Origin of the sequence: Devosia lacusdianchii, assembly GCF_022429625.1 — a bacterium.
Lineage (GTDB): Bacteria > Pseudomonadota > Alphaproteobacteria > Rhizobiales > Devosiaceae > Devosia > Devosia lacusdianchii.
In genome coordinates, this window is record NZ_CP092483.1 from 13,302 (window position 1) to 36,281 (window position 22,980).

Consider the following 22,980-nt stretch of genomic DNA (forward strand, 5'->3'; position numbering starts at 1 on the left):
GATGTGGCACCTTATCGGAAGTCGGACTTGCTGCCGGATATGGCAGGCAGAGCACGGGAGATTTTCATCAGTTCGACCAGCACATTGGCGAAGCCGCGGGCGTCGTCGATGGCTTTATGCGTATGGGCGATATGCCCATAAAATTCTGCCGGCAGCTTGCTCATGCCCCAATCGAGATAGGGTGCGCCACGCAGCGTTCCGGCCATGGTGTAAAGGCAGACCCCGCCACCGCGGAAAATCTGGCGGCTCTTGAACGGCCCGCTCAACACGCGCGTGCCGGCGAACTCGTCGAGATAATGGTCCATCCACAGGCCATCAAAGATCATCGGCGCGGCGACGAAGACTTTGGGGCCGGGCAGGTTTTCAACCCAATCGGCATAGCGCGGCATGACCACGGCGGGGTCTTCGGCATTGGCCGTGGTCGCGGCCCAGGCCTCGGGCTGTGTCGCCCACCATTCCATGGTCTGCTCATTGGTGGTGCGATCGGGCCGCGCCAGCAATTGCGCCTCGAACTCGCCATGAACAGTGCCATCGGCCTCGATGGCGACCGAGGCAAAGCTCAGCATGGAATTGTGCAGCGGCGTCGGGCCGTCGCTCTCAATATCGGTGACGATGAAGATCGGCGAGGCGACCTGATTGTAGAGCGCACGGCCGGCTGGCAGCACTTCCACCAGCTTGAAGCGCTCGCAGACCAGTTCCATCTCGGGCGAAAAGCCGCCATTACGCTCGAAATAGGCTTCGTGCTCGGCCCGCCACTTGGCGTATGGACCTTCGCCCTCGCGATCGCTGAATTCCGGCGTGACCTCGTCGAAGCGCTTGATCTCCGTCGATAGCGTCTCGATCACCGCCGCAGGCTCGCCGGCGCCGTTGAGCACGACGTCGCGCCGTCCGACAACGGGCATGGCTTCCTTGCCTTCGCCATAGTCGCGCAGGGCGCCACAGGTGGCCGTCTTCTTGCCTGATAGGACCAAAGCAAGCAGTTCATCGTTCAGCTCCGGCGAGTCGCCGAAGCTGAATGTGATGGCATTGGCATAGTGGGGCGGAAGGGTCATTGCCGCGCCTCAAATTGTGCAAGGGACGCGCCGCATCGCCTCCCTCCCCCTTGTGGGGAGGGATTGAGGGTGGGGGTGGGCCACGCGTGCCGAGCGCGGGGAGAGATACCCCCACCCTTGGCGCTGCGCGCCGTCCCTCCCCACAAGGGGGAGGGAGACGCAGGAGCTGATGGATTTTGGTTTGCAGACAGCATCTTAGCTGCTCAGCCCACCAAACAGCGTCGGCAGATCCAGCGGTCTGAACCCATAATGATCGAGCCAGCGCTGGTCCGCGTCGAAGAACGCCCGCAGATCCGGCATGCCGTATTTGAGCATGGCGATGCGGTCGATGCCCATGCCCCAGGCAAAGCCCTGGTAGATATCGGGGTCGAGACCGGCATTGCGGATCACATTGGGATGGACCATGCCGCAGCCCAGGATTTCGAGCCAGTCGCTGCCTTCGCCGATCTTGACCTCATTGCCCGAGCGATCGCATTGCACGTCGACTTCCATGCTGGGCTCGGTGAACGGGAAGAAGCTGGGGCGGAAGCGCAGGGTGACGTTGGGAATCTCGAAATAGGCCTTGAGGAATTCCTCCAGCACCCAGCGCAGCTGACCGATATGCGATGACTTGTCGATGACGAGACCTTCCACCTGATGGAACATCGGGGTGTGGGTCTGGTCTGAGTCATTGCGATAGGTACGGCCGGGCATGACCACGCGGATCGGCGGATCGAGGCGCGGCGTAATATAGCTGGCGGCTGGTGGCTCGTTGCCGCGCTGCATGACGCGCATCTGCACCGGCGAGGTATGGGTGCGCAGCACCTTCTTGATCCCATCGGGGCTGGGCTTCATGAAGAAGGTATCGTGCATCTCCCGGGCCGGATGGCCTTCAGGGAAGTTGAGCGCGGTGAAGTTGAAATAGTCGGTCTCGATATCGGGCCCTTCGGCGATCGAGAAACCCATATCCGAGAAGATGGCGGTGATTTCGTCGATCGTCTGGCTGATCGGGTGAATGCGGCCGCGCGCGGTGGGCGCAGGCTGCAGGGGCAGGGTGATGTCGACGGTTTCCGCCTTGAGGCGGGCGTCGAGCGCGGCGGCTTTGAGTTGGTCGGCTCGGCCATCGATCTGCGCTTGAATGCCATTCTTGAGGCCGTTGATTTTGGGCCCGGCATCCTTGCGGTCCTCCGGGCTCATTGAGCCCAGCGTGGCCAGCATGGCAGAGATGGAGCCCTTCTTGCCAAGCGCCTCAACACGCACTGCGTCCAGCTCTTCCAGTGAATTGGCTGCGGCAATTCGCGCGGAGAGGTTGGCGCCGAGAGCTTCGATCTGATCGAGAGACATGACTGTTTCCATTGCGCTGGCGTGAGCCATTATTTCAGTAGACCTCATCCTGAGCCCGTCGAAGAACGAGGGCGCGGCAGGATCGGTGTGACTGACCTCGTGGCTTCGACAAGCTCACCATGAGGTCTTATGGGAAATTCAGTGGGCGTTAGAGCAAACAAAAACGCCCCGCGCCAGCCTTCACAGGCGGCGCAAGGCGCTATTTTTGACCTCAGCAGAGCTGGGGAGTGTTAGGCGGTGACGCGCTCGTGGGTCGTCTTGTCGACGCTTTCGAGATACGCGAGAGCAGCCTTGGCCTTTGCGACCAGCACGCCGAACGCTTCAGGCTGGGTGATCGCGAGATCGCTCAGCACCTTGCGGTCAACGGCAACCTCAGCCTTGCTGAGGCCGTCGATAAATCGGCCATAGGTCAGACCGTAATCACGCACCGCGGCGTTGATACGCTGGATCCAGAGCGCGCGGAACGTGCGCTTCTTGACGCGACGATCGCGGTACGCGTACTGGCCGGCCTTTTCGACGGCCTGCTTGGCGATACGGATCGTCGACTTGCGGCGGCCATAATAGCCCTCCGCAGCCTTCAAAACTTTTTTGTGGCGGGCGTGGTTGGTAACGCCTCTTTTAACGCGTGACATGTGTCAGCTTCCCTTCAGCGTTAGCGGTTGTACGGCATGTACCACTTGACCAGACCCTCGTCGCCCTTGGACAGGATCTTGGTGCCGCGGTTGGTGCGGATGTACTTGGCGTTGTGGTTGATCAGGCGGTGGCGCTTGCCGGCGACGCCTGCCTTGACACGACCGGTCGCTGTGAAGCTGAAGCGCTTTTTGGCGCCAGACTTCGTCTTCATCTTGGGCATTTTGCGGGTCCTTGGTGTTCGTAGATAGACTTGAGGGCCTATCGCTTTCAAAGACCGCCACGGCATGCCTTTTGGCCGGGCGGTCCGGAGAAGTGGGCTCTATAGGGGCAAAGCCGGGGGAAGGCAAGCCCCGCCGCTCACGGATGAGCGGCGGCGGCCCCCACTTCGCGATAATGGCGCAATGCCACAGCTACGGCGAGCGCCAGCAGGGCCAACAGACCCGCTGCCGCGAGCAGTACCACGCCATGCGCGCCGGCAAAGGCCGCCTGGGCTGCGGCGGCTATGGCATCGCCGGTTGCGCCGCCTGCGGCCTGGGCCGCCACCATGGCTTCGCCAATGGAACTGGCCGCACTGGCGGGAGCGCCGGCCGGCAGGGCAATGCTCGACTGGTAGCTGGTCGCCAGCAGCACGCCGAAGAAGGTAATGCCCAACCCGGCGCCCAGTTCGTAGCCCGTGCTTTCGAGCGAGCCGGCAGCGCCCGCCTTTTCAGCCGAGGCACTGCTCATGATGGCGATGGACGAGGTGGTCATGCCGACACCTAGGGCAAAGCCCAAGAGTACCATGAACAAGGTCACCTCGATGCCGCCATGAGCCAGGTCGGCATAGCCCACGCCGGCCAGGGCGACCGCCGCCAAAGCGAGTGCCGTGGTCGCCACCGGGCGGAGGCCAACACTGCCGGCCAGCTTGCCCGCCACCGGCCCGGCAATGGCCGAGGCGATGATCAGCGGCATCAGGAACAGGCCGGCTTCAAGCGGTGATTTGCCCGCGACATATTGCAGTTCCTGGGCAATTGTCAGTTCCACGCCGGCCAGCGCCCCGGACACGACCAGCGCCATGGCAAGGCCGACACTGATCGCCGGCTTGGCAAACAGCGACAGGTCGAGCATCGGATTGGCGGCGGTCAATTGCTGACGCCCGAACCAGGCGAGCAGGCCCAGCCCGGCCACCAGGATGGCGCCCGTCTTCAGCAGTGAGGCATCGGCTTTAAAGCCGGCTTTGATGGCATAGACCGTGGCAATCAGCCCGGCGATGAGCACCAGTGCCTGGCCGAACCGCCATTCGCCCTTGGCTGTCCCTGCATTGCGGGGCAGCAGCAGGAAGGCCGTTGGGAGCACCAGCAGCATGATCGGCACATTGACGAGGAAGACCGAACCCCACCAGAAATGCTCCAGCAGCGCGCCACCCGCCAGGGGGCCGATGGCGGCACCGGCCGAGCCGACCGTACCCCACAGCCCCAGCGCGATGGCGCGTTCGCTGCTATCCTCAAAGGTCTGCCGGATAATGGCCAGAATCGACGGCATCACCATCGAAGCGCCAAAGGCCAGCAAGACGCGCGAGGCGATCAGCGCCATTGCGGTCGGGGAAAAGGCGGCTGAGATCGAGGCAACCGTGAAGATGCTGAGGCCGATCAGCATCATCCGCCGGTGTCCAACACGATCGGCCAGCGTCCCCATCGGCACCAGCAGACCCGCCATGATCAGGGGGTAGATGTCGATGATCCACAGAATCTCGGTGCCAGTGGCACCCAATGCTAGAGTCAGGGATGGCACAGCGATGTGCAGAATGGTCATGTCGACCACGATGGGGATGAAAGCCAGCATCACGGCGGCCAGGATCAGCCAACGATTGCGGGGGGATTGCATGAAAACCTCAGTCGAAAAACAAGCGTCCGCAATTGCGGAAGCGATGCGCTGCATATATATCCGTCCAGACGGATTGAAAAGAGGGTGAGTTGGGTAGAAAGCAGACAATTGATCGCGGGGCCATCCTCGACGCGGCCGAACGCGTGGTGCTGCGCAGCGGCGCGGCCAGCCTCACCATCGACGCGGTGGCCAAGGAAGCCGGGGTCAGCAAGGGCGGCGTGCTCTACGCCTTTACCACCAAGGATGCGCTGATTTCGGCCATGCTCAACCGGGTTACCGCGTCTTACGATACGGCCATGGAAGCCCAGTTGGCGGCGCTGGGCGATGCGCCGCTGGCTCGGCCGCGCGCCCATGTCGCCGCCAGCCGCGATGAGGATGCGCCCAGCAGCGCCCGCGCCCTGGCACTGATGGCGAGCTTCATCCGGGCGCCGGATTACCAGAAGGAAACCCAGCAATATTATCGCGAGCTGATGGCATCGGCCGATCCGGCGAGCGAGGCCGGCCGGCGGGCCCGGTTGGCTTTATTGGCCACCGAAGGCGCCTTCATCATGCGCGGCTTCGGGCTCTATGCCTTCAGCGAGGAAGAATGGCACGCCATCCACCAAGACATCGTCGCCATCCTGCTCGATTGAGGGCCGAGCCGGTCAGCGCGGCTCGAACACCATATTGGTGGTCTGCCCGGTCTGGCTGAGATGAATGCGCTTGAGCTGGACCGGCGGCTCACCGGTATCGGCGAAGATCTTGACGCCGGCGCCGATCATCACCGGCGCGACCTGCAGAAAAATCTGGTCGACGAGGCCGGCGCGGAGCAGGGCCGAGCCCAGTGTGGGTCCGAGAATGACCACCATCTTGCCGTTCGCCATCGCCTTCGCCTTGGCCACAGCGCCGGGCAGGTCGTTGCCATTGGCGAACACGTATTTGGGATCATCCGGAAATGGGCGGCGGGTGACCACGACTTCGGGGACCGTCACCTCTTCGCCATAGGCCTCGGGTTCCTCGTCCCAGTTGCGGGAGATGTCATAGCCGCGGCGACCGCCAAGGGTGCAGCCAATATTGGCGACGACTTCATCCACTAGCGGATTTGGCTCGGTGGTTTCGTACGCCATCATGAATTTGAGACTGTCATTCACGTCGGCGGCAAAGCCATCGAGGCTGATTGCCGTGTGCCAGATGACACCGTCCTTCTTGAACATGGTCTCCCCTCCCGTCTCAGGCAGAGTTTCACAACCAGTTGCATGATGCAAGCAGTCAGTGGGCGGCGCGCTACATTGGTTTTGGATCTCGCCGCCGTTCTGCCGGGCTAACAGTCGGACCACCGCAACAAGGCATGAGCGGGTCTGCTTGCGAGCCGGTCACACTTCAGTGTTCGACGATATTGAACATCGACTGAAACCATTGGAGTGGCCGGCGCGTATCTAATACCGAGCTCGAATAGAACTCGCATTTGCGTCAACCAAAGGATTTCATTCATGAAAATGCTCAAGATCATTGCTGTCGCCGCCACGCTGGTCGCCGGCGTTTCCGCGTCCTATGCCAGCCCGTTCAATGCCATGGGCGGCCTCGACGCGCTTGATGCCATCGACAGCGCCAGCCACGCGACCGTACTTCAGGCCAATGACGGCGAAGCCAGTTTCCTGCGTTTCGACAATGACGTGGCCTCGGTGCAGCAGCGCATTCGCAACAATCCCTATCTGGCCCGCACCGTTTCCGAGCAGGGTTTCACCATCGATCAGATCGTCGGCGTGACCGGTAACGACACCGACCTGACCATCTACGCGCTCTAAGCACCGGACAGGTCTGCCAAGAACGGGCGGCTCCTCAGGGGGCCGCCCGCTTTCATTTCAGCATCGGCTCGATATGATCCTCGAACAGCAGGCCCGGTCGCGTCGCCAACGCCGTCTCGTAGAGCCGCTCCGCCTCGAGCGAAATGCGCAGGAAAGCAGCGACGCCCTCGGCTTCCCGGGCGGGCAGGCCGTAATGGCCGCTCTCCAGCCGGCGCAGGATTTCCGTCTTGGAGCGGATCATGCCCTCGGCCACGTTGGCGCCGTTGCTCATCGAACTCGATCGCTTGATGTAGTCGTGCAGCGGCGTGCCCAGATGCATCGATGCCGGTACAGTGCGGTAGAGCTGCAGCAGGAATTCGAGGTCGGTCATGTTGCTCATGGTAGCGTCGAACCGCCCGTCGGCCTTGCGCCGGTCCCAGACCACCATGGCGTCCATGGAAAGGCTCACGAACTTATGCGCGCCCGGCGTCAGCACGCGATCCGCGCCGTCGCCGACATAGCGCAGGTGGCGAAAGTCGTCGGTCATGACGTCGAGCGCCGTCGAGACAATGCCATAGTCGGCCAGCCCCGCGACCGCCAGTTCCAGCTTTTGCGGCTTGAGCCGGTCATCGGCATCGAGCAGGGCGGCGTAGGGCGCGGTGATCGCCTCGAGCGCCACATTGCGCGTATTGGATGCGCCCCGGCCGATACCGCCGCTGGAGAGAAAGCGGATACGTTCGTCGCGGATGCCGGCCGCGGCGAGGAAGGCCTCGTAGTCGGCGCCGTCATCGGCGATCAGCCACAGCTCCCAGTCGGGATAGGTCTGGGTCAGGACGCTGCGGACGGTGGGGACGATCGTCGCCTCGGCTTTCCAGGCGGGCGTGATCACAGCGACGGTCTGGCTCATGGCGGTCCATCTTGAACAGGCAATGCTTCCGTCCCATATCTGGCTGCAGCGCGTGATGCCACTTCAATCGGGTCGCGTGCCGCTACGTTGCTTGATGATCAAGGACGGTTTTGATGTCGCGTATCTCTGTGTTCTCCGCTCCCTTCCTCCTCGGCTTTGACAGCTTCGAGGAGCGTGTCGATCGGCTGGCCAAGTCCGCTGACGGTTACCCGCCCTACAATATCGAGCGAACCGTCGGGCCGGATGGCACCGAACGGTTTCTGGTGTCCATTGCCGTTGCCGGCTTTGGTGCCGACGAGCTCGACGTGCTTGTTGAGGACAACCAGATCGTGGTCCGCGGCAAGCAAAAGGACGAGGCGGGGCGTGAATTCCTGCATCGCGGCATTGCCGCCCGACAGTTCCAGCGAGCCTTCCTGCTTGCCGATGGCATGATCGTGAAGGATGCAACTTTAGGACATGGTATGCTCGTTGTTGCTATAGAGCGCCCCAAGACGCCCAAGATCGCCCGCCGTATCGAAATTCGCGTTAGCTGAGGAAAGGGCCGACAAATGTATGAAAAACGCAATGATGAGGCCGCAGCGGAAGCGCTGATCCATCCCCTCAAGTCCCTCACCCGCGCCCAGTTCGCGGCGCTTGGCGGCGATGCGGTCGCCTATCTGCGCCCAGTCAGCGGCGCGGTCCTGTCGACCATGATCCACGATGCCGAATTCGAAGCCGAGCTGGAATACCAGCTCCTGATGTCGGCCGACGGTACCCCCCTGCTGGTGACCGACACCCAGGATGCGGTGGTCGACTGGCTTGGCGACAAGAATCTGGGGCTCGCGACGCTGCATTAGCCGGCGCGCCGCCCAAACAAAAAGCCCTCCGGCGCGAGCCGGAGGGCTTTTTCGTTTATGCGGAGGCTTGCCGGTCAGGCCGCGTAGTGCGTTGTCACCGGGCTGGTGAGCGTGGCGTAGAGCCGGGCCGGATCGTCGATCCGGCGCAGCTCGTCCACCACGGCTTCGGTGCGCAGTAGCCGCGCGACGCGCGACAGGGCCTTGAGGTGATCGGCGCCGGCGCCGGTGGGCGCCAGCAGCATAACCACGATATCGACCGGCTGGTCGTCGACCGAATCGAACTCGATCGGCTCGTCGAGCCGGGCAAACAGCGCCGTTACGCCCTTGAGGCCGGCAATCTTGCCGTGCGGAATCGCGATGCCATTACCCAGGCCGGTCGAGCCAAGCTCTTCCCGGTTGGTGATGGCATTGAGAATGTCCACCGCAGGATGTCCGGTCAATTCTGCCGCGCGGGCAGCAAGGTCTTCAAACAACTGGCGTTTTGTCTTCACGCCAGTGCAACAAAGCACCGCGCGCTCAGCCAGGATATCGGCCAATTCCATTCAGTTCGCCTTGAGATCAACTACACGGGATTGTGGCGCCGGAGCCTCTCAATTTGCTCCCAGGGCCGGATCAATCCAGCCAATATTGCCGTCGGAGCGGCGGTAGACCACATTCAGCCCGCCATGTCCAGCATGGCGGAACATCACAACCTGGCCACCGGTGAGGTCCAGCTCCATCACCGCTTCCTCCACGCTCAGCTGGCGGAGGTTCTTGGTGGTCTCGGCAATCACCGGCGGCGCATAGTCCGCGTCGAGCTCGTCATCCTCGTCGCCCGCCGCGAAAACCGTGTATTGCGCGGTCACGCCGTCGCCATTGGCGCCGCGGGGATGTTGCTTGAGTTTACGCTTATAGCGGCGCAGGCGCTTTTCGATATTGAGCGCCATCACTTCATAGGCAGAGGTGGCGTCGCCGCCCTGGGCGCTCGCCTGCAGCGTCGCGCCGGAATCGAGGTGAACGACGCAGTCCGCGCGGAAACCGATACCATCGGGCGTCAGGGTCAGATGGCCGTCATAGCCGCCATCGAAATACTTGCCCACAACGGCGTCGAAGTGATCCTCCGCCTTGCCGCGCAAGGCGTCCCCAACGTCCATGTTCTTTCCCGAAACGCGTAAGGTCATGGCTTCCTCTTCCTTCTTGTCGTTATCAGACACGAGGATCCCAAAGCCCGGTTCCCGGTTTTCGGGATCACGTCTGCCGTCTACCGCTTGCATGTGGGTAGGCCGTGTCTGGGATGCTAGACCCGCGCATGTCACGGGCGCAATGCGCAAGACCCCCTCGGGGTTCGTTTATCCTTTGGACATCGCCACACAATGGCCTTAGCCTTCGCGAGCGGTTAAGCCCGGCGCGGTGATTTGCGCTGGTGGCGGGCAGCAAAGGGTGCCGCCGGTAAGCCCGACGCCAGCCACACACCGCGCTCCCTCGGGAACGTCGGCGGGACGCTAACCGACCTTTTCCAAGTTCTTCTTCTGCCGCCGCCTGATCACCGAGCTCGGGATGTTCATGCCCTCGCGGTATTTGGCCACGGTGCGGCGGGCCACATCGATGCCCTGCTCCTTCTTCAGCACCTCGGCAATGGTGTCGTCGCTGAGAATGTCGCTCAGGGCCTCGGCATCGATGAGCTGGCGGATGCGGTGGCGCACCGCCTCGGCCGAATGGTCGCCACCGCCATCGCTCGAGGCGATCGCGGTGGTGAAAAAGTACTTCATCTCGTAGAGCCCGCGCGGCGTCGCCATATATTTGTTGGAGGTGACGCGGCTGACGGTCGATTCGTGCATATCGATGGTTTCGGCCACCATGCGCAGGGTCATCGGCCGCAGATGGGCGATGCCGTGGGTCAAGAACCCGTCCTGCTGGCGCACGATCTCGGCGGCGACCTTGATAATCGTCTGGGCCCGCTGGTCGAGGCTCTTGGTCAGCCAATTGGCGGTGGCGAGGCAATCGGACAGGAAGGATTTCTCGGCCGGATCGCGGGTCTTCTTGGTCACGGTGGCATAGTAGACCCGGTTGACCAGCACGCGCGGCAGGGTTTCGCTGTTAAGCTCGATCTGCCAGGCCCCGTCTGGCCCGCGCCGCACGAACACATCGGGCACCACGGCCTCCACCGGGCCGCTGTCGAAGGCGAGACCCGGCTTGGGGTCGAGCTGGCGGATTTCGGCCAGCATGTCGGCGAGGTCCTCGCGGTCGCAGCCGACGGCGCGCATCAGGCCGGCCATATTGTGCTCGGCCAGCATGCCGATATTGTCGAGCAAGGCCAGCATCATCGGGTCGAGCCGGTCGCGGTCGCGCAACTGGATGGCGAGGCATTCGGGCACCGAACGGGCGAAGACGCCAATGGGGTCGCAGCCCTGCAATGCCTCAAGCACCGCCTCGATATCGCCCAGCTCGGCGCCGAGCTGTTCGGCCAGGGCGTCGAGATCGAGGGTCAGGTAGCCTGCCTCATTGAGCCCGTCGATCAGGTGGCGGGCAATCAGGCGATCGGCGGCGGTGCGCAGCAGCATATTGGCCTGCGCTTCGAGATGCTCGCTGAGCAGGGGCTTGGAAGCCACGAACTGGTCGATGTCAGGCGCTTCCCCGCCTTCGCTCGACCCGTTGCGGTCAAGCCGGCTCGATGGATTGAGCTGGTCCTGCGCCGCCTGGTCGGGGAAGACGTTTTCGACAGCCGTGTCGTAGCCGTCGGCAATTGAATTGGCGTCCTGGATGCGCTCGCCGCGATCCACGGCATCCTCGTAGGCACTGATCTCGGTCGAGCGTTCAGGCGGTTCGGCCGTGTCGGGCTCGCCCGGCTCGGCGCCGTCCTCGCGCTCCAGCAGCGGATTGCGCAACAGCTCGGCATCGACGAAATCGTTGAGCTCAAGGTGGCTGAGCTGAAGCAGGCGGATCGACTGCATCAGTTGCGGCGTCAGCGTCAGGCTTTGCGCCTGCCGAAATTCCAGACGCGGCGAAAGTGCCATTAAGTTGAAACCTTTAGCGCAAAATTCCTGCCGTTCCCGGCAGCTTCCGAGCCGGACCATGACTCATTTTTCGGCAGGGGGCAAGCGTGAGGGCAAGTTCCGTGCCAAGTGCGATCACGTATCCGTGCGCTGGAGTTGCTAGGGTTGATGCGATTTCCATCCATGGCCGTCATTGCCCGGCTTGTCCGGGCAATCCAGCCCGCTTGCCACACCGCATGGACCACCCGGACGAGCCGGGTGGTGACGGAGCGGACGGATCGGGGGCTCACCGCAGCCAACCGAATGGAGGCGGCTATCGCCTAGATCTCGAAATTCTCGCCGAGATAGACTCGACGCGCGTCCGGGTCGGCGCTGATGGTCTCGGGGCGCCCTTGGATCATCACCTTGCCGCCGTGGATGACATAGGCACGGTCGACCAGCCCCAGCGTTTCGCGCACTGCGTGGTCGGTGATCAGCACGCCGATGCCCCGCCTCGTGAGCTGGCGCACCAGCCCCTTGACTTCGGCCACCGCAATCGGGTCGACGCCGGCAAAGGGTTCGTCGAGCAGCATGAATTCCGGATCGGCCGCGAGCGCCCGGGCCAGTTCGACGCGCCGGCGCTCACCGCCCGACAGGGCCAGGGCGCTGGATTTGGCCAGGTGCTGGATGGAAAATTCCTCGAGCAGCGACTCGAGCCGCGCCTTGCGCTCACCGCGCCCCTTCACCGTGTTTTCAAGCACGGCCATGATGTTGCCGCTGACGGTGAGGCCGCGGAAAATGGAGGGCTCCTGCGGCAGATAGCCGATGCCGAGCTGGCCACGCTGGAACAGCGGCAGGTGGGTAATGGTGCGCCCGTCGAGCTGGATATTACCCGAATCGGGTTTGACCAGCCCCATGATCATGGTGAAGACGGTAGTCTTGCCCGCGCCGTTGGGGCCGAGAAGGCCCACCGCCTCGCCGCGCCGCACCGCGATCGAGACGTCGCGCACCACCACGCGCCGGCCAAAGCTCTTGGCGAGGCTGTGGGCGACCAGCCATCCGGTCTGGTCTATGCGGGGTTTGACGGTGCTGTCGGTCATTGCGAGGTAAACACCCCGGTCACCCGTCCGCTGCTGCCGCTGGAAAAGGTCGAGACATTGGTGGCAAGGTTCACCACCAGCTCGCTGGCATTGACCGTACCGCCGGCATTGGTGACCTGCACATTGCCGGTGAGGCGCAGCAGCTGATCACCGGGCGTGAACACGGCGCGCTCGCCGGTCGCGGTCTGGTCGGAGGTCTGCAGCTTCACCGAGCCGGTGGCCTCGAAACTCTCGATATCGGCGGTGCCGCCCTCGCCATAGGTGGCGACGACCTTGGGGGCCCAGACGGTCACGGTGGGGTGGGTCACCACCACATTGCCGGTGAAGACGGCCGTCTGCTTGGCCTCTTCAAGGGTGAAGAGATCGGCGGTGATGTTGACCTTCTGCTGGGCAAAGGCGGGGCCGGTCAAAAGAACCAGGCCCAGAACGAGCAACGGGCGCAAAGTCATGGGCTTTCGGTATCCTCCGCATCTGCGCTCGGCGTATCGGGCAGGGTGACTGTCGCCCGGGTGAATGTCCAGACCAGGGCCTTGGCATCATAGACCATGCCCTCGGCTTTCAGCGTCGTGCCATCGGCATAATCGATATCGACCGGGCCGTCGGCGGTCAGTGTCTGCGCGGCCCAGTCGAATACCGATTTGCGGAACACACCGGTCGTGCCGGTGGAATCCTCGACCCGGGCGCTGCCATCGATGAACACCAATTGATTGGTGGTGTCGAGCCGGGCGGCCGCGGCATCGGCCCGCATGTTGATGCCGGTGGGCCGGTCAATGGTCAGCGCCGTATCGGTCAATTCGATAATGTCGGTGGCGTCGATCGCCGCCGCCGCGCTTTGCGCCCAGACCTTGTAGGCCGAGCCGTCTTCGAGCAGTCCGGCATATTCAGGCGTGTCGACGCTGACGCTTTCCCGCGTCACCGAAATCTGGCTGATGCCGAAGCGGCTGCCCAGGCTCGAGACGTAGATCTGTCCCAAGAGCGCCACCAGGGTCAGCGCCCCCAGTGCCGGCACGCCGATCCGCAGGATCGCCACCAGCCGGTTCCGCCGTTCGAGGCGCCGGTAGATGGCGAGGCGGTGAGCATCCGCGGCCTGCACATTCATCGGTCGATAGCCCTTCAGCTATGGGCGAAAATGTCGGTTTCTTCCCAACCGAGCAGATCGAGTTCGCAGCGCGTCTTGAGGAAGTCGAAGCATTGCTGCGCCAGCTCGGTGCGACCTTCGCGCCGCAGCATGCGGTCGAGATGGCGCTTGAGATCATGCAGATAGAGCACGTCAGACGCGGCATAATCGAGCTGGGCGTCGCTGAGCTTCTCGCCACCCCAATCCGAGCTCTGCTGCTGCTTGGACAGGTCGATATTGAGCAGTTCGCGCACCAGATCCTTGAGACCGTGCCGATCAGTATAGGTGCGCACCAGCTTGCTGGCGATCTTGGTGCAATAGACCGGACCGGCAACGACGCCGAAGCGGTTCTTGAGCACGGCGACATCGAAGCGCGCATAGTGGAAAATCTTGGTGACGCCGGGGTCGCTGAGCAGCTTCACCAGGTTCGGCGCCTCGGCCGCGTCCTGCGGAATCTGCACCACATCGGCGCTGCCATCGCCTGGCGAGAGCTGGACGACGCACAAGCGATCCCGATGCGGCATGAGGCCCATGGTCTCGGTGTCGATAGCGACTTCGCGGCCGTAATTGGACAGGTTGGGCAGGTCGCCCCGGTGCAGTCTTATGGCCATGAAAATCTCGGACGTTTGCGTTCGCACCCTGATGACACAGCAAAGGGGCATTGGAAAGGCGGGCGGAGGCAGTGGGCGTGGCGCGTATCCTGCGTTTAGCGCGGTGTCATTCCGGCGCAGGCCGGAATCCATGCGGTGGGCCATCCATAAGCAGGATGATGCGTGTCACCACGGACATGGATCCCGGCCTGCGCCGGGATGACATCGGGATGGGGTGAGCCAAGGCTTCTTCCAACGGTCACCATGCCAAACGCCGCTCATGGCGCGCCGCCAAAAACCAAAACCCCGGCCACGACATCAGTCGTGACCGGGGTCAAATCTTGGTGCCCAGAAGAAGACTCGAACTTCCACACCTTGCGGTACACGGACCTGAACCGTGCGCGTCTACCAATTCCGCCATCTGGGCAGGCGCGGTGTAACTAGGGGCACCGCCGCCCGATGTCAATGCGCTCTGATCGCTTTCTTGGCGCTTTCCTCGTGCCTACCAATTGGCGCCGTCCCAGTGCTTGATGGTGCTGCGATCGACCGGCGGCGCGTCATCCAGGCAATTGACGTTGATCATGACAAGCTCGTTGCCCTTGCCGTCGGAGCCGCGCGCGAACGATTCGATGCCGCAGGTCTTGCAGAACAGGTGATCGATCGTATCGGTATTGAAGTGGAAGAGCGTCAGCGAGTCCTCCCCGCTTTCCAGCGTGAAATTGGCTGCGGGCAGGGATTGCATCACCCAGCCCAGGCGCCGGCAGCGCGAGCAGTTGCAGTCGCCCATCGAACTGAGTTCGGTCGTGGCGGTGTAGCGCACCGCGCCGCAATGGCATTGGCCATGGTATGTCTTGATGTCGGGCAATGCTGCCTCCCTCGCTTCATACGAACAAAACAAGAACAAACAGGCGGCGGAGTCAAGCGGATTCGAGCCCGCGGCCCTCGACAGCGGCAGCGCCCATGCGTTAGAAGCGGGAACGATTACGCCTCGTTTGCCGGAGCCCCGCATGGATAGCCTAGAACCCAAACTCGTCACCATTTTCGGCGGCTCGGGCTTTGTCGGCACCCAGTTGGTGCAGCAGCTGGCGCGTCGGGGTCACCGCATCCGCGTCGCCGTGCGCCGGCCCGATCTGGCCGGTCCCACGCGCATGTTCGGTGGCGTTGGGCAGATTCAGCCGATCCAGGCCAATATCCGCAATGTGCCGTCGATCCAGCGCGCCGTGGCCGGTGCCGATATCGTCATCAATCTAGTGGGCATTGGCTACCGCAAGGGCAAGCAGACCTTCGATACCGTGCATGTCGATGGCGCCGCGGCCGTCGCCCGGGCCGCCAAGGCCGCCGGCGCCAGCACCCTGGTGCATATGTCGGCGCTGGGCATTGATGCTGCGTCCAAGGTCAGCGCTTACGCCGCCAGCAAGCTGGACGGCGAGGCCGCCGTGCATGCGGCATTCCCAGAGGCGGTGATCATTCGTCCCTCGATCATCTTCGGGCAGGATGATGGTTTCTTCAATCTGATGGGCATGCTGACGCGCCTGTTCCCGGTCATGCCGCTCATTGGCGGCGAGTCGCGCTTCCAGCCGGCTTTTGTCGGCGACGTGGCCGAGGCTTTCGCGCTGGCTGCCGAAGGCAGGGTCAAGCCAGGCCGCATCTATGAGCTGGGCGGGCCGCAGGTCGAGACCCACAGGGCGCTGCTGGAACGCGTGCAGCGCGAGGCCCTGCGCACAAGGCCGCTGCTGCCCCTGTCGCCGGGTATCGCCAAACTCCTGGCGCTGCCCTTCGCCATCCTGCCCTATCCGCCGCTGCTGACATCGGATCAGGTCGACCTGCTCGGCTTCGACAATGTGGTGTCCGATGCCGCCATCAAGGACAAGCGGACCTTCGCCGCGTTCGGCATTACGCCGACTTCGATGGATACGATCCTGCCGACCTATATGTGGCGCTTCCGCAAGCACGGCCAGTTCGACAAGCCTGCCGCCCACGGCACCGCGGCCTAGCCAAGGATCGGTGGTGCCGTGGTGGTCTATTCGGTGACCACGATCAGCGCCAGGCCGCCCAGTATCGTCAGAGCGCCGTAAAGCAACAGCCCGCGCAGCCCTTTGGGCGGCCCGGGCTTTTTGCCTTGTGGCGAGTTATCCGATGACGGGATGCGCATGCTTTCCTCCCAGATTAGACTATCCCGCAGCTAAAACGCGCGACGCACCATTGCGTTCCCCAGCACTCAAAAAACAATCGTAAGATATATCTTGAAATCGCCGAAATGCCGCACGACCTTCTGTGTCAATGCAAACCAAGATATATCGGAGACCCATCATGGGAAATTATTGGAGAGACGGCGAGCCCAACTGGCGCCGCATGGAAGCCATGGCCCGTCGTGGCTGGGGGCGTTTTGCCCAAGGCATCGAAAGCGGTGAAGGCTGGGGCAATATGGGCGGCAATTTCCGCATCGGCCGTATGCTCGCCTCGGGCGACCTGCGGCTCGTGGCCCTGTTCCTCATCGAACAGCAGCCCCGTCACGGCTATGACCTGATCAAGGCCATCGAGGAAAAGTCGGCGGGCTTCTATACGCCCAGCCCCGGCATCGTCTATCCGGCGCTGACCTTTCTCGAGGAAGCCGGCTACGTGACCTCGGAAGCCGATGGCAACAAGAAGCTCTATACCATCACCGAGGAAGGCCGGGCGCACCTGGCCGACAATCGTGAAGCCATCGAATCGACCCTGGCCTTCCTGGCCAAGGCCGGCGAGCAGATGGCCCGCTTCCGCGAATTCGCCAAGGCCGACTGGCCGTTCAGCCGCGGCGAAGGCCCCGATTTCGGCGATCGCCCGCCCCATCGCGGTCCCGGCTGGGGTCCCGGCCGTGGGCCTGATACCGACCGCGATCTCAAGGACGTGGTGCCCGAACTCAACGATGCCCGTCGTGACCTCAAGGCCGCGTTGAAGAAGGCGCGCGGGGCATCGGAGGACCAGCAGCGCCATGCCGCCGAAATCCTCAAGCGCGCCGCTGCCGAGATCGAGGCGCTGGGCGAAGACGACGTCGACATCTGAGCCCCGCGCCCTCAGTCGACACCCTCCCCCTTGTGGGGAGGGATCAAGGGTGGGGGTGGGTGTGCCCGGATATCGGGGCTCCCATCACCCCCTCCCAGCCTCCCCCGTCAAGGGGGAGGTGCCGTCCGGTGATTGCGGATCGTTCGTACCTCTTCCAAAGATTGTCTTCCCTCAAAATTCCCGGCATGTTCTCCCGCAAAACACGGTAACTCGTTGAGGGAGAAACCAAATGTCGCTGTCCGAGCGCGATCGCCTGTTGGGCATGGATCGCCCGATCACCCGTCGTGACTTTCTCAATGGCGTTGCTCTCGCCGCGGCCGGCATAGCCGCCACGGCTTTGCTGCCGGGCACGGCGCATGCCGCCCGCGCCGCCTATCCGCCGCATAAGGCCGGCCTGCGCGGCCACAGCGAAACCGCGATGAACATCATGCACGCGGTGCGCGACGGCACCTTCTGGAATAGCGCACCCGCTGTCACCGATACCGGCGAAAGCTACGATCTGGTCGTGGTCGGCGGCGGCATTTCAGGGCTCACGGCAGCGCGGCTCTACCAGCGGCAGATGCCGTCAGCCAAAATCCTCATCCTCGAGAACAATGACGACTTCGGCGGCCATGCGCGGCGCAACGAATTCATCGCCAGCAACGGCAAGACCATTATCGGCTATGGCGGTAGCCAGTCGCTGCAAACACCCTCCTACTTCTCGCCGCTGGTCAAGGACGTGCTCGCCGATATCGGCGTGCAGTACGAAAAGTTCGAGGACTATTACGACGACGAATGGCACGAGGCGCGTGGCCTGGGCGACGCGATCCTGTTCAGAGGCGCGGACTGGGGCGGTGACGACGTACTGGTCATGACAGGCGAGCTGGCCGCTGACTGGGTTCCAAACACCCCGCTCAACGACACGGCCAAGGCCAATCTCATCGAGCTGATGGACAACCCGCCCGACTATCTTGCCGGCAAGAGCCGCGAGGAGAAGTTCGAGCTTCTGTCAAAAACCACCTATGCCGATTTCCTGACCGAGATCTGCGGCTACGATGCGCAGGTGGTCAAATTCCTGCAGCATTCGACCGAGGCCTATTTCGGCATGGGCGCCGAAGGCACCACGGCGCTCGACGCCTGGGGCAATTGGAGCCCCGGCTTTGGCGGGCTCGATCTGGGCGACATGCCCTACAAGACCATGAGCCCCTCCGGCCGCCTCGCCCTCACCGATCCCGACCCCTATATCTACCACTTCCCCGACGGCAATGCCGGCGTGGCCCGTTCGCTGGTGCGCACCATGATTCCGGCGGCTCTGCCCGGATCGACCATGGAAGACCTGGTGACGACGCCGGTCGACTATGCGCTGCTCGATGTCGATGGCAACGACGTCAGGCTGCGCCTCAACGCCTCGGTGGTCCGCGTCAAGCATGACGGCGAGCCGGGCTCAGCCGACAGCGTCACGCTGACCTATGTCGAAGGCGACAGCCTCAAATCGGTCACGGCGGGCCAGGTCGTGCTCGCTTGCTGGCACCGGGTCATCCCGTACCTCACCGACGAACTCGATACGGCGCAGATCGAAGCGCTCAACGATCAGCACAAGGTGCCGCTGATCTATACCAATGTGCTGCTGCGCAATTGGGAAGCGCTGGATAAGGCCAAGATCGCCGGCTTCTCCGATCCCGGCGGCTTCTGGAAGGGTGTCGAGATCGACTTCCCGGTGTCGATGGGCGATTACAAATTCGCCGACGTGCCGGCCGATCCGGTCGTGCTGCATCTGTCGAAAATCCCGCTGACCGGCGACGCCACCATGAGTGCCCGCGAACAGGCGGCGGCCGGCCGGTTCGAACTGACCCAGATCAGCTTCGAGGATATGGAGCGCGAAATCCGCGACATGCTGCAGCGGGCGCTGGGCAGTTTCGGCTTCGACGCGGCCCGCGATATCGAGGCCATAACCTGCAATCGCTGGAGCCACGGCTACGCGCTCGAATATATGCGGCCCTGGGACCAGTTCTGGCCCGATGGTCCGCTGCCGATCGAGACGGCAAGAAAACCCTGGGGCCGCATCGCCATCGCCAATTCCGACTCGGGCGCCTATGCCTATGTGCATTCGGCGATCGATCAGGCAGCCCGGGCCGTACACGACCTGCTCGGCGACAAGGCGACACTGACCGACTATAGCAAATTCCCCGGTCCGCCGCGCGACATGCTAGGGCTCTAACGCCAGAGCCCCAGGATCAGGCCCATCACCGCAAAGCCAATGGTGAGGTAGCCGCCATTGATCAGGAAGTAGCTGAGCGGCCGGCGCTCGAACAGGGTGAGCACGCCGACGCTCAGCGCCGCCCAGCCGAAACCGGCGGCAATGGCGGCGCCGATAGCGAAACCGAGTGTTACCTCGGGCCCGGCGAGAAAGAAGGCGAGATTGGCGGCCATGATCAGCGTCAGCACAAACGCCGCGCCGAAAATCATGGGCACATTGCCCTTGGCGCGGTCGGCATCGCTGAGATTGGCGGCGCGCTGCCACGCCTTGTCGAACAGCAGCGGCGAATACCAGAGGCCGCCAATGACGAACATCGAAAGGGCCGCGGCGATTACCGCCAGCCAGTTGACCATGGGCATGTCGTTCCTCCCCAATGCCGATCCGCAGCCAGCAAATCCCTGCAATGGTTGGCTGACAAGGGCCTTCGCAGGTCCATGCTAACATGTTAGTTCTCAGTCATGCAGCAAGCCACTCTTTCTAGCCCGCCCCTCAACCAGCCCGCGCCCGACCGGCAGGCGGCCGGTGAACGCGTCGCCGCCCGCCTCAAAGGGCAGGTTCGCGGCCGTATCTATACCGACCCGCTGATGACCTATGCCTGGAGCGGCGATGCCAGTTCCTACCGGCTGATCCCGGCTGTGGTGGTGTTCATCAATTCCGAGGATGAGGTGCGCGCGGTGATGGCGGCGGCGCGGGCCGAAAAATTGCCGATCACCTTCCGCGCGGCGGGCACTTCGCTGTCCGGCCAGGCGGTGACCGATGGCGTTTTGGCGGTTTTGGGCGATGGCTGGCGCAAGCTCGATATCCATCCCGGCGCCGAACAGATCACGCTGGGGCCGGCGATCATTGTCGCCAATGCAAACCGGGCGCTGAAGCCCTTCAACAAGAAGATCGGCCCCGATCCGGCCAGCCAGGCCACCTGCAAGATCGGTGGCGTGGTCAACAACAATTCATCCGGCATGTGCTGCGGCGTGGCGCAGAATACCTACCACACCATGGCGCGGCTGCGCATCGTTTTGACCGATGGCACCATGCTCGATAGCGGCGACGAGGCAAGTTGTGCGGCATTCCGCCAGACGCATGCCAGCATGCTGCAAGCAATCTTGGCCCTGCATCGAGAAGTCATGGCCGATGCTGACCTCGTCGCGCTGATCCGCCACAAATACCGTATCAAGAACACGGTGGGCTATTCGCTCAACGCCCTGGTCGATTATCACGACCCGCTCGACATCCTGATCCACCTGATGGTGGGCTCCGAGGGCACGCTCGGCTTCGTCTCAGAAGTCACCTACAACACCGTACCCGAGCATCCGTTCAAGTCGACGGCGCTGGTGCCTTTCCCCGATCCGCAATCGGCCGGACGCGCCATTATCGAAATGGCCAATGGCGGCGTGCAGGTGACGACTGGGGTCACGGCGGCCGAATATATTGAGCGGCGGGCGCTTGCGACGGTGGAGCATCTGGCCCCGATGGCGCCGCTGCTGCCCTGGCTGACCAACAACTCCCCCGCCGTCCTCATCGACGTCACCGCGCCCGACGCGGCGACGCTCGATGCCGAAGTCGAAAAGACCGTCGCTCTGCTCAGGCGCCATGGCGCCACGCATGTGGATTTTTCCACCGACGATGTCAGAAGCCATGCCCTCTGGGACATCCGCAAGGGCTTCTTTGCCTCGGCCGGCGCGATGCGGCCCAAGGGCAGCATCATGCTGACCGAGGACGTAGCGGCGCCGATCGAGCGGCTGGCCGACTTCGTCACCGACCTGCGCCAGATGCTCGACGACCACGGCTATGAAGATGCGGTGATCTTCGGTCATGCCCTGGCGGGGAACCTGCATTTCCAGATGGGCGACGATTTCTCCAAACCGGGATCGGCCGAAAAGTTCGACGTCTTTTCCAAGGCGCTGAGCGATCTGGTCTCGATCCAGTATGGCGGCTCGCTCAAGGCGGAGCACGGCACCGGCCGCGCCATTGCGCCCTTCGTCGAAGCCGAATGGGGCAGCAAGGCCTATGGGCTGATGCACCGCATCAAGGCGCTGTTCGACCCTGAAATGCTGCTCAATCCCGGCGTGCTGCTCAGCGCCGACGAACACGTGCATATCAAGCATCTCAAGGTAATGCCGCCGGCCGATGAGCTGGTCGATCTCTGCATCGAATGCGGCTTCTGCGAACCGGCCTGTCCCAGCCATCAGATGACGCTATCGCCGCGCCAGCGCATTGCGGTGACGCGCGAACGCGAGCGGCTGCGCGCCAGTGGCGAGGATCCGGCGCTGCTGAAGCGCCTCGACGAGGATTTCCAGTATCCCGGCCTCGATACCTGTGCCGCCTGCAACCTCTGCTCCCTCCGCTGCCCTGTCGGCATCGAGACCGGCACGATGGTAATAGGGCAACGCGAACAGCGGCGTGGCACCACGGCACGATCGGTCGCCGGCTTTGCCGCCGACCATCGCGGGGCCGTTGAGACCATGATGCGCGGTGGCGTGGCCCTGGCCGACGCGGCGCGGGTGGTGGTTCCTGCGGCGGCGGTCGAGGCCATTACCGACACGGCGCGGCGACTGACGGGCGACCGCGTTCCCCGTGTGTCGCGGGCGCTGCGCCACGGCCCTGGCACGCCCAAGCCGGTTGAAACGCGGCAGGACCCGAAGCGGACCGGTTTTCCGGTGCCGATCGCCCAGAGCGGGCGGCAGTCCATCGTTTATTTTCCGAGCTGCGCCACACGCATGTTCGGCGCGCCCAAATCCGAGCACGACCTGCTTGATGTCCCCGCTGCCATGCTGGCTTTGCTGGAGCGGGCGGGCTTTGACGTGATCGTGCCCGAGCATCTCAACGGCCAATGCTGCGGCCAGCCGTTCCAGTCCAAGGGCTTTCCCGAGCAGGCGGCCAGCGTCGGCGGCGAACTCAAGCGCGAGCTGTCGGCTCTGTCGGATGCCGGGCGGCTGAGTGTGGTGACCGATGCTTCGACCTGCGCCAAGCATCTGCGCGAATTTCCGGGCGACGCGCCGGTGCTCGATTCCAGCCAGTTCCTGCTCAGTCACGTGCTGCCCAAACTGACCATGACGCGCAAGCTGCCAGTCGTGGCGGTGCATCACAATTGCTCAGCGCAGCGCCTGGCCGAACAGCCGATGACCGAGGCCATCGCGGCGGCCTGTGCGGACAGGGTTGCGGTGCTGAGCTCGGTGACCTGCTGCGGCTATGCCGGCGACAAGGGCCTGTTCTTCCCCGAACTGAACGCCCATGCCACGCGGTTCGTGAGGCAGGACATTCCGGATGGTTGCACGCTGGGCGTGTCGACGGTCAGCACCTGCGCGTCGGGACTAAGCGAACATGCCGGGGTGCCGTTTGTGGGGCTGGCCAGCCTGTTGGAATGGGCGAGTAGGCCGCAGGCGTAAGGCCCCTCAAATTCCACCGCGCGTCACCCTCGGGCTTGATCCGAGGGTACTATTCTTGAGCAGCGACTCCGCAAGTGCAGAGCCCTCGGGTCAAGCCCGAGGGTGACGGCCGGCGGTGGCGAAACGGTGATGGGGTGACCTTTCGGCGCAAACCCGTTACTGAACGCCCAGCAAGCCCCCGGAC

At 63.5% G+C, this 22,980-nt stretch carries 24 protein-coding genes, 1 tRNA gene and 1 pseudogene; 8 read left to right on the forward strand and 18 right to left on the reverse strand.

Translation table 11 applies throughout. From position 1 onward, the window contains the following. Positions 1-11: 11 nt before the first annotated feature. The 5 genes from MF606_RS21660 to MF606_RS00070 all read right to left on the reverse strand — a co-directional run bounded on the left by MF606_RS21660 (position 12) and on the right by MF606_RS00070 (position 4,871). A complete protein-coding gene (locus MF606_RS21660) occupies positions 12-1,052 on the reverse strand; it encodes an ASCH domain-containing protein (protein ID WP_338084393.1) in 1,041 nt (346 codons plus the stop codon). Between the two features lie 195 nt (positions 1,053-1,247). After that, positions 1,248-2,375 carry a phenylalanine--tRNA ligase subunit alpha gene (pheS, locus tag MF606_RS00055; protein ID WP_240231392.1) on the reverse strand — a complete coding sequence of 376 codons (1,128 nt, stop codon included), beginning with the start codon at positions 2,373-2,375 and terminating at the stop codon, positions 1,248-1,250. Positions 2,376-2,605: 230 nt separating this feature from the next. Next, positions 2,606-3,007, reverse strand: a complete 402-nt coding sequence (gene rplT, locus MF606_RS00060; RefSeq protein ID WP_240231393.1) for a 50S ribosomal protein L20 — start codon at positions 3,005-3,007, stop codon at positions 2,606-2,608. Positions 3,008-3,027: 20 nt separating this feature from the next. Beyond that, positions 3,028-3,228 (reverse strand): 50S ribosomal protein L35, encoded by a 201-nt coding sequence (rpmI, locus tag MF606_RS00065; protein WP_035099236.1) that lies wholly within the window; start codon positions 3,226-3,228, stop codon positions 3,028-3,030. A gap of 137 nt (positions 3,229-3,365) precedes the next feature. Further along, positions 3,366-4,871, reverse strand: a complete 1,506-nt coding sequence (locus MF606_RS00070) for an MFS transporter (protein ID WP_240231394.1) — start codon at positions 4,869-4,871, stop codon at positions 3,366-3,368. Between the two features lie 89 nt (positions 4,872-4,960). On the opposite strand from MF606_RS00070, the gene MF606_RS00075 reads away from it, so the two are divergent. Next, positions 4,961-5,503 (forward strand): TetR/AcrR family transcriptional regulator, encoded by a 543-nt coding sequence (locus MF606_RS00075; protein WP_240231395.1) that lies wholly within the window; start codon positions 4,961-4,963, stop codon positions 5,501-5,503. 12 nt (positions 5,504-5,515) lie between these two features. Here the strand turns inward: MF606_RS00075 and MF606_RS00080 are convergent, their stop codons facing one another. Beyond that, complete coding sequence (locus tag MF606_RS00080; RefSeq protein WP_240231396.1) at positions 5,516-6,064, reverse strand: dihydrofolate reductase family protein; 549 nt, start codon at positions 6,062-6,064, stop codon at positions 5,516-5,518. Between the two features lie 276 nt (positions 6,065-6,340). On the opposite strand from MF606_RS00080, the gene MF606_RS00085 reads away from it, so the two are divergent. Further along, positions 6,341-6,655, forward strand: coding sequence for a hypothetical protein (locus MF606_RS00085; protein ID WP_240231397.1), 315 nt, complete (start codon positions 6,341-6,343; stop codon positions 6,653-6,655). A 52-nt stretch (positions 6,656-6,707) separates the two neighbouring features. On the opposite strand, the gene MF606_RS00090 is transcribed toward MF606_RS00085, so the two are convergent. Then, on the reverse strand, positions 6,708-7,541 hold the full coding sequence (locus tag MF606_RS00090; RefSeq protein ID WP_240231398.1) for a glycosyltransferase family 2 protein: 834 nt from the start codon (positions 7,539-7,541) through the stop codon (positions 6,708-6,710). Positions 7,542-7,654: 113 nt separating this feature from the next. Here MF606_RS00090 and MF606_RS00095 point away from each other — a divergent pair, with 113 nt between their 5' ends. Together MF606_RS00095 and MF606_RS00100 are read left to right on the forward strand one after the other, a co-directional pair. Next, on the forward strand, positions 7,655-8,074 hold the full coding sequence (locus MF606_RS00095; protein WP_240231399.1) for an Hsp20 family protein: 420 nt from the start codon (positions 7,655-7,657) through the stop codon (positions 8,072-8,074). A 15-nt stretch (positions 8,075-8,089) separates the two neighbouring features. Further along, positions 8,090-8,377, forward strand: a complete 288-nt coding sequence (locus MF606_RS00100; protein WP_240231400.1) for a DUF1150 family protein — start codon at positions 8,090-8,092, stop codon at positions 8,375-8,377. A 74-nt stretch (positions 8,378-8,451) separates the two neighbouring features. Here MF606_RS00100 and MF606_RS00105 read toward each other — a convergent pair whose 3' ends face one another. From MF606_RS00105 to MF606_RS00145, 9 genes and pseudogenes are all read right to left on the reverse strand, one after another. Beyond that, entirely contained in the window at positions 8,452-8,919 is a 468-nt protein-coding gene (locus tag MF606_RS00105) for a PTS sugar transporter subunit IIA (RefSeq protein WP_240231401.1), read from the reverse strand. A gap of 48 nt (positions 8,920-8,967) precedes the next feature. Further along, positions 8,968-9,570: a ribosome hibernation-promoting factor, HPF/YfiA family gene (gene hpf / locus MF606_RS00110; RefSeq protein ID WP_338084394.1), complete on the reverse strand. Its 603-nt coding sequence runs from the start codon at positions 9,568-9,570 to the stop codon at positions 8,968-8,970. Positions 9,571-9,858: 288 nt separating this feature from the next. Then, positions 9,859-11,370 (reverse strand): RNA polymerase factor sigma-54, encoded by a 1,512-nt coding sequence (gene rpoN, locus MF606_RS00115; protein ID WP_240231402.1) that lies wholly within the window; start codon positions 11,368-11,370, stop codon positions 9,859-9,861. A 299-nt stretch (positions 11,371-11,669) separates the two neighbouring features. Then, positions 11,670-12,389, reverse strand: a pseudogene (gene lptB / locus MF606_RS00120) (LPS export ABC transporter ATP-binding protein); the annotation flags it as partial. A 35-nt stretch (positions 12,390-12,424) separates the two neighbouring features. Next, positions 12,425-12,877, reverse strand: coding sequence for a lipopolysaccharide transport periplasmic protein LptA (gene lptA, locus MF606_RS00125; RefSeq protein ID WP_240231404.1), 453 nt, complete (start codon positions 12,875-12,877; stop codon positions 12,425-12,427). Next, the gene (locus tag MF606_RS00130; protein ID WP_240231405.1) at positions 12,874-13,527 is read right to left on the reverse strand and encodes a hypothetical protein; all 654 of its coding nucleotides are present in this window, start codon (positions 13,525-13,527) and stop codon (positions 12,874-12,876) included. Before MF606_RS00130 ends, lptA begins: the two co-directional genes overlap by 4 nt. A 14-nt stretch (positions 13,528-13,541) precedes the next feature. Continuing rightward, positions 13,542-14,156: a ribonuclease D gene (locus tag MF606_RS00135; protein WP_240231406.1), complete on the reverse strand. Its 615-nt coding sequence runs from the start codon at positions 14,154-14,156 to the stop codon at positions 13,542-13,544. Positions 14,157-14,477: 321 nt separating this feature from the next. Beyond that, positions 14,478-14,562: transfer RNA gene (locus tag MF606_RS00140), tRNA-Leu, on the reverse strand. Positions 14,563-14,637: 75 nt separating this feature from the next. Beyond that, positions 14,638-15,000 carry a GFA family protein gene (locus tag MF606_RS00145; RefSeq protein WP_240231407.1) on the reverse strand — a complete coding sequence of 121 codons (363 nt, stop codon included), beginning with the start codon at positions 14,998-15,000 and terminating at the stop codon, positions 14,638-14,640. 142 nt (positions 15,001-15,142) lie between these two features. Here MF606_RS00145 and MF606_RS00150 point away from each other — a divergent pair, with 142 nt between their 5' ends. Then, entirely contained in the window at positions 15,143-16,129 is a 987-nt protein-coding gene (locus MF606_RS00150) for a complex I NDUFA9 subunit family protein (RefSeq protein WP_240231408.1), read from the forward strand. A 26-nt stretch (positions 16,130-16,155) separates the two neighbouring features. On the opposite strand, the gene MF606_RS21585 is transcribed toward MF606_RS00150, so the two are convergent. Further along, complete coding sequence (locus MF606_RS21585; RefSeq protein WP_275693108.1) at positions 16,156-16,287, reverse strand: hypothetical protein; 132 nt, start codon at positions 16,285-16,287, stop codon at positions 16,156-16,158. A gap of 158 nt (positions 16,288-16,445) precedes the next feature. Here MF606_RS21585 and MF606_RS00155 point away from each other — a divergent pair, with 158 nt between their 5' ends. Continuing rightward, positions 16,446-17,177: a PadR family transcriptional regulator gene (locus MF606_RS00155; protein ID WP_240231409.1), complete on the forward strand. Its 732-nt coding sequence runs from the start codon at positions 16,446-16,448 to the stop codon at positions 17,175-17,177. A 229-nt stretch (positions 17,178-17,406) separates the two neighbouring features. Next, positions 17,407-19,374, forward strand: coding sequence for an NAD(P)-binding protein (locus tag MF606_RS00160; RefSeq protein WP_240231410.1), 1,968 nt, complete (start codon positions 17,407-17,409; stop codon positions 19,372-19,374). Here MF606_RS00160 and MF606_RS00165 read toward each other — a convergent pair. Continuing rightward, entirely contained in the window at positions 19,371-19,772 is a 402-nt protein-coding gene (locus MF606_RS00165; protein WP_240231411.1) for a DUF1761 domain-containing protein, read from the reverse strand. The two genes, MF606_RS00160 and MF606_RS00165, sit on opposite strands and share 4 nt — an antisense overlap. A gap of 99 nt (positions 19,773-19,871) precedes the next feature. Between MF606_RS00165 and MF606_RS00170 the strand changes: the two genes are divergently transcribed. Beyond that, complete coding sequence (locus MF606_RS00170; protein ID WP_240231412.1) at positions 19,872-22,796, forward strand: FAD-binding and (Fe-S)-binding domain-containing protein; 2,925 nt, start codon at positions 19,872-19,874, stop codon at positions 22,794-22,796. The last annotated feature ends 184 nt before the right edge of the window (positions 22,797-22,980 follow it).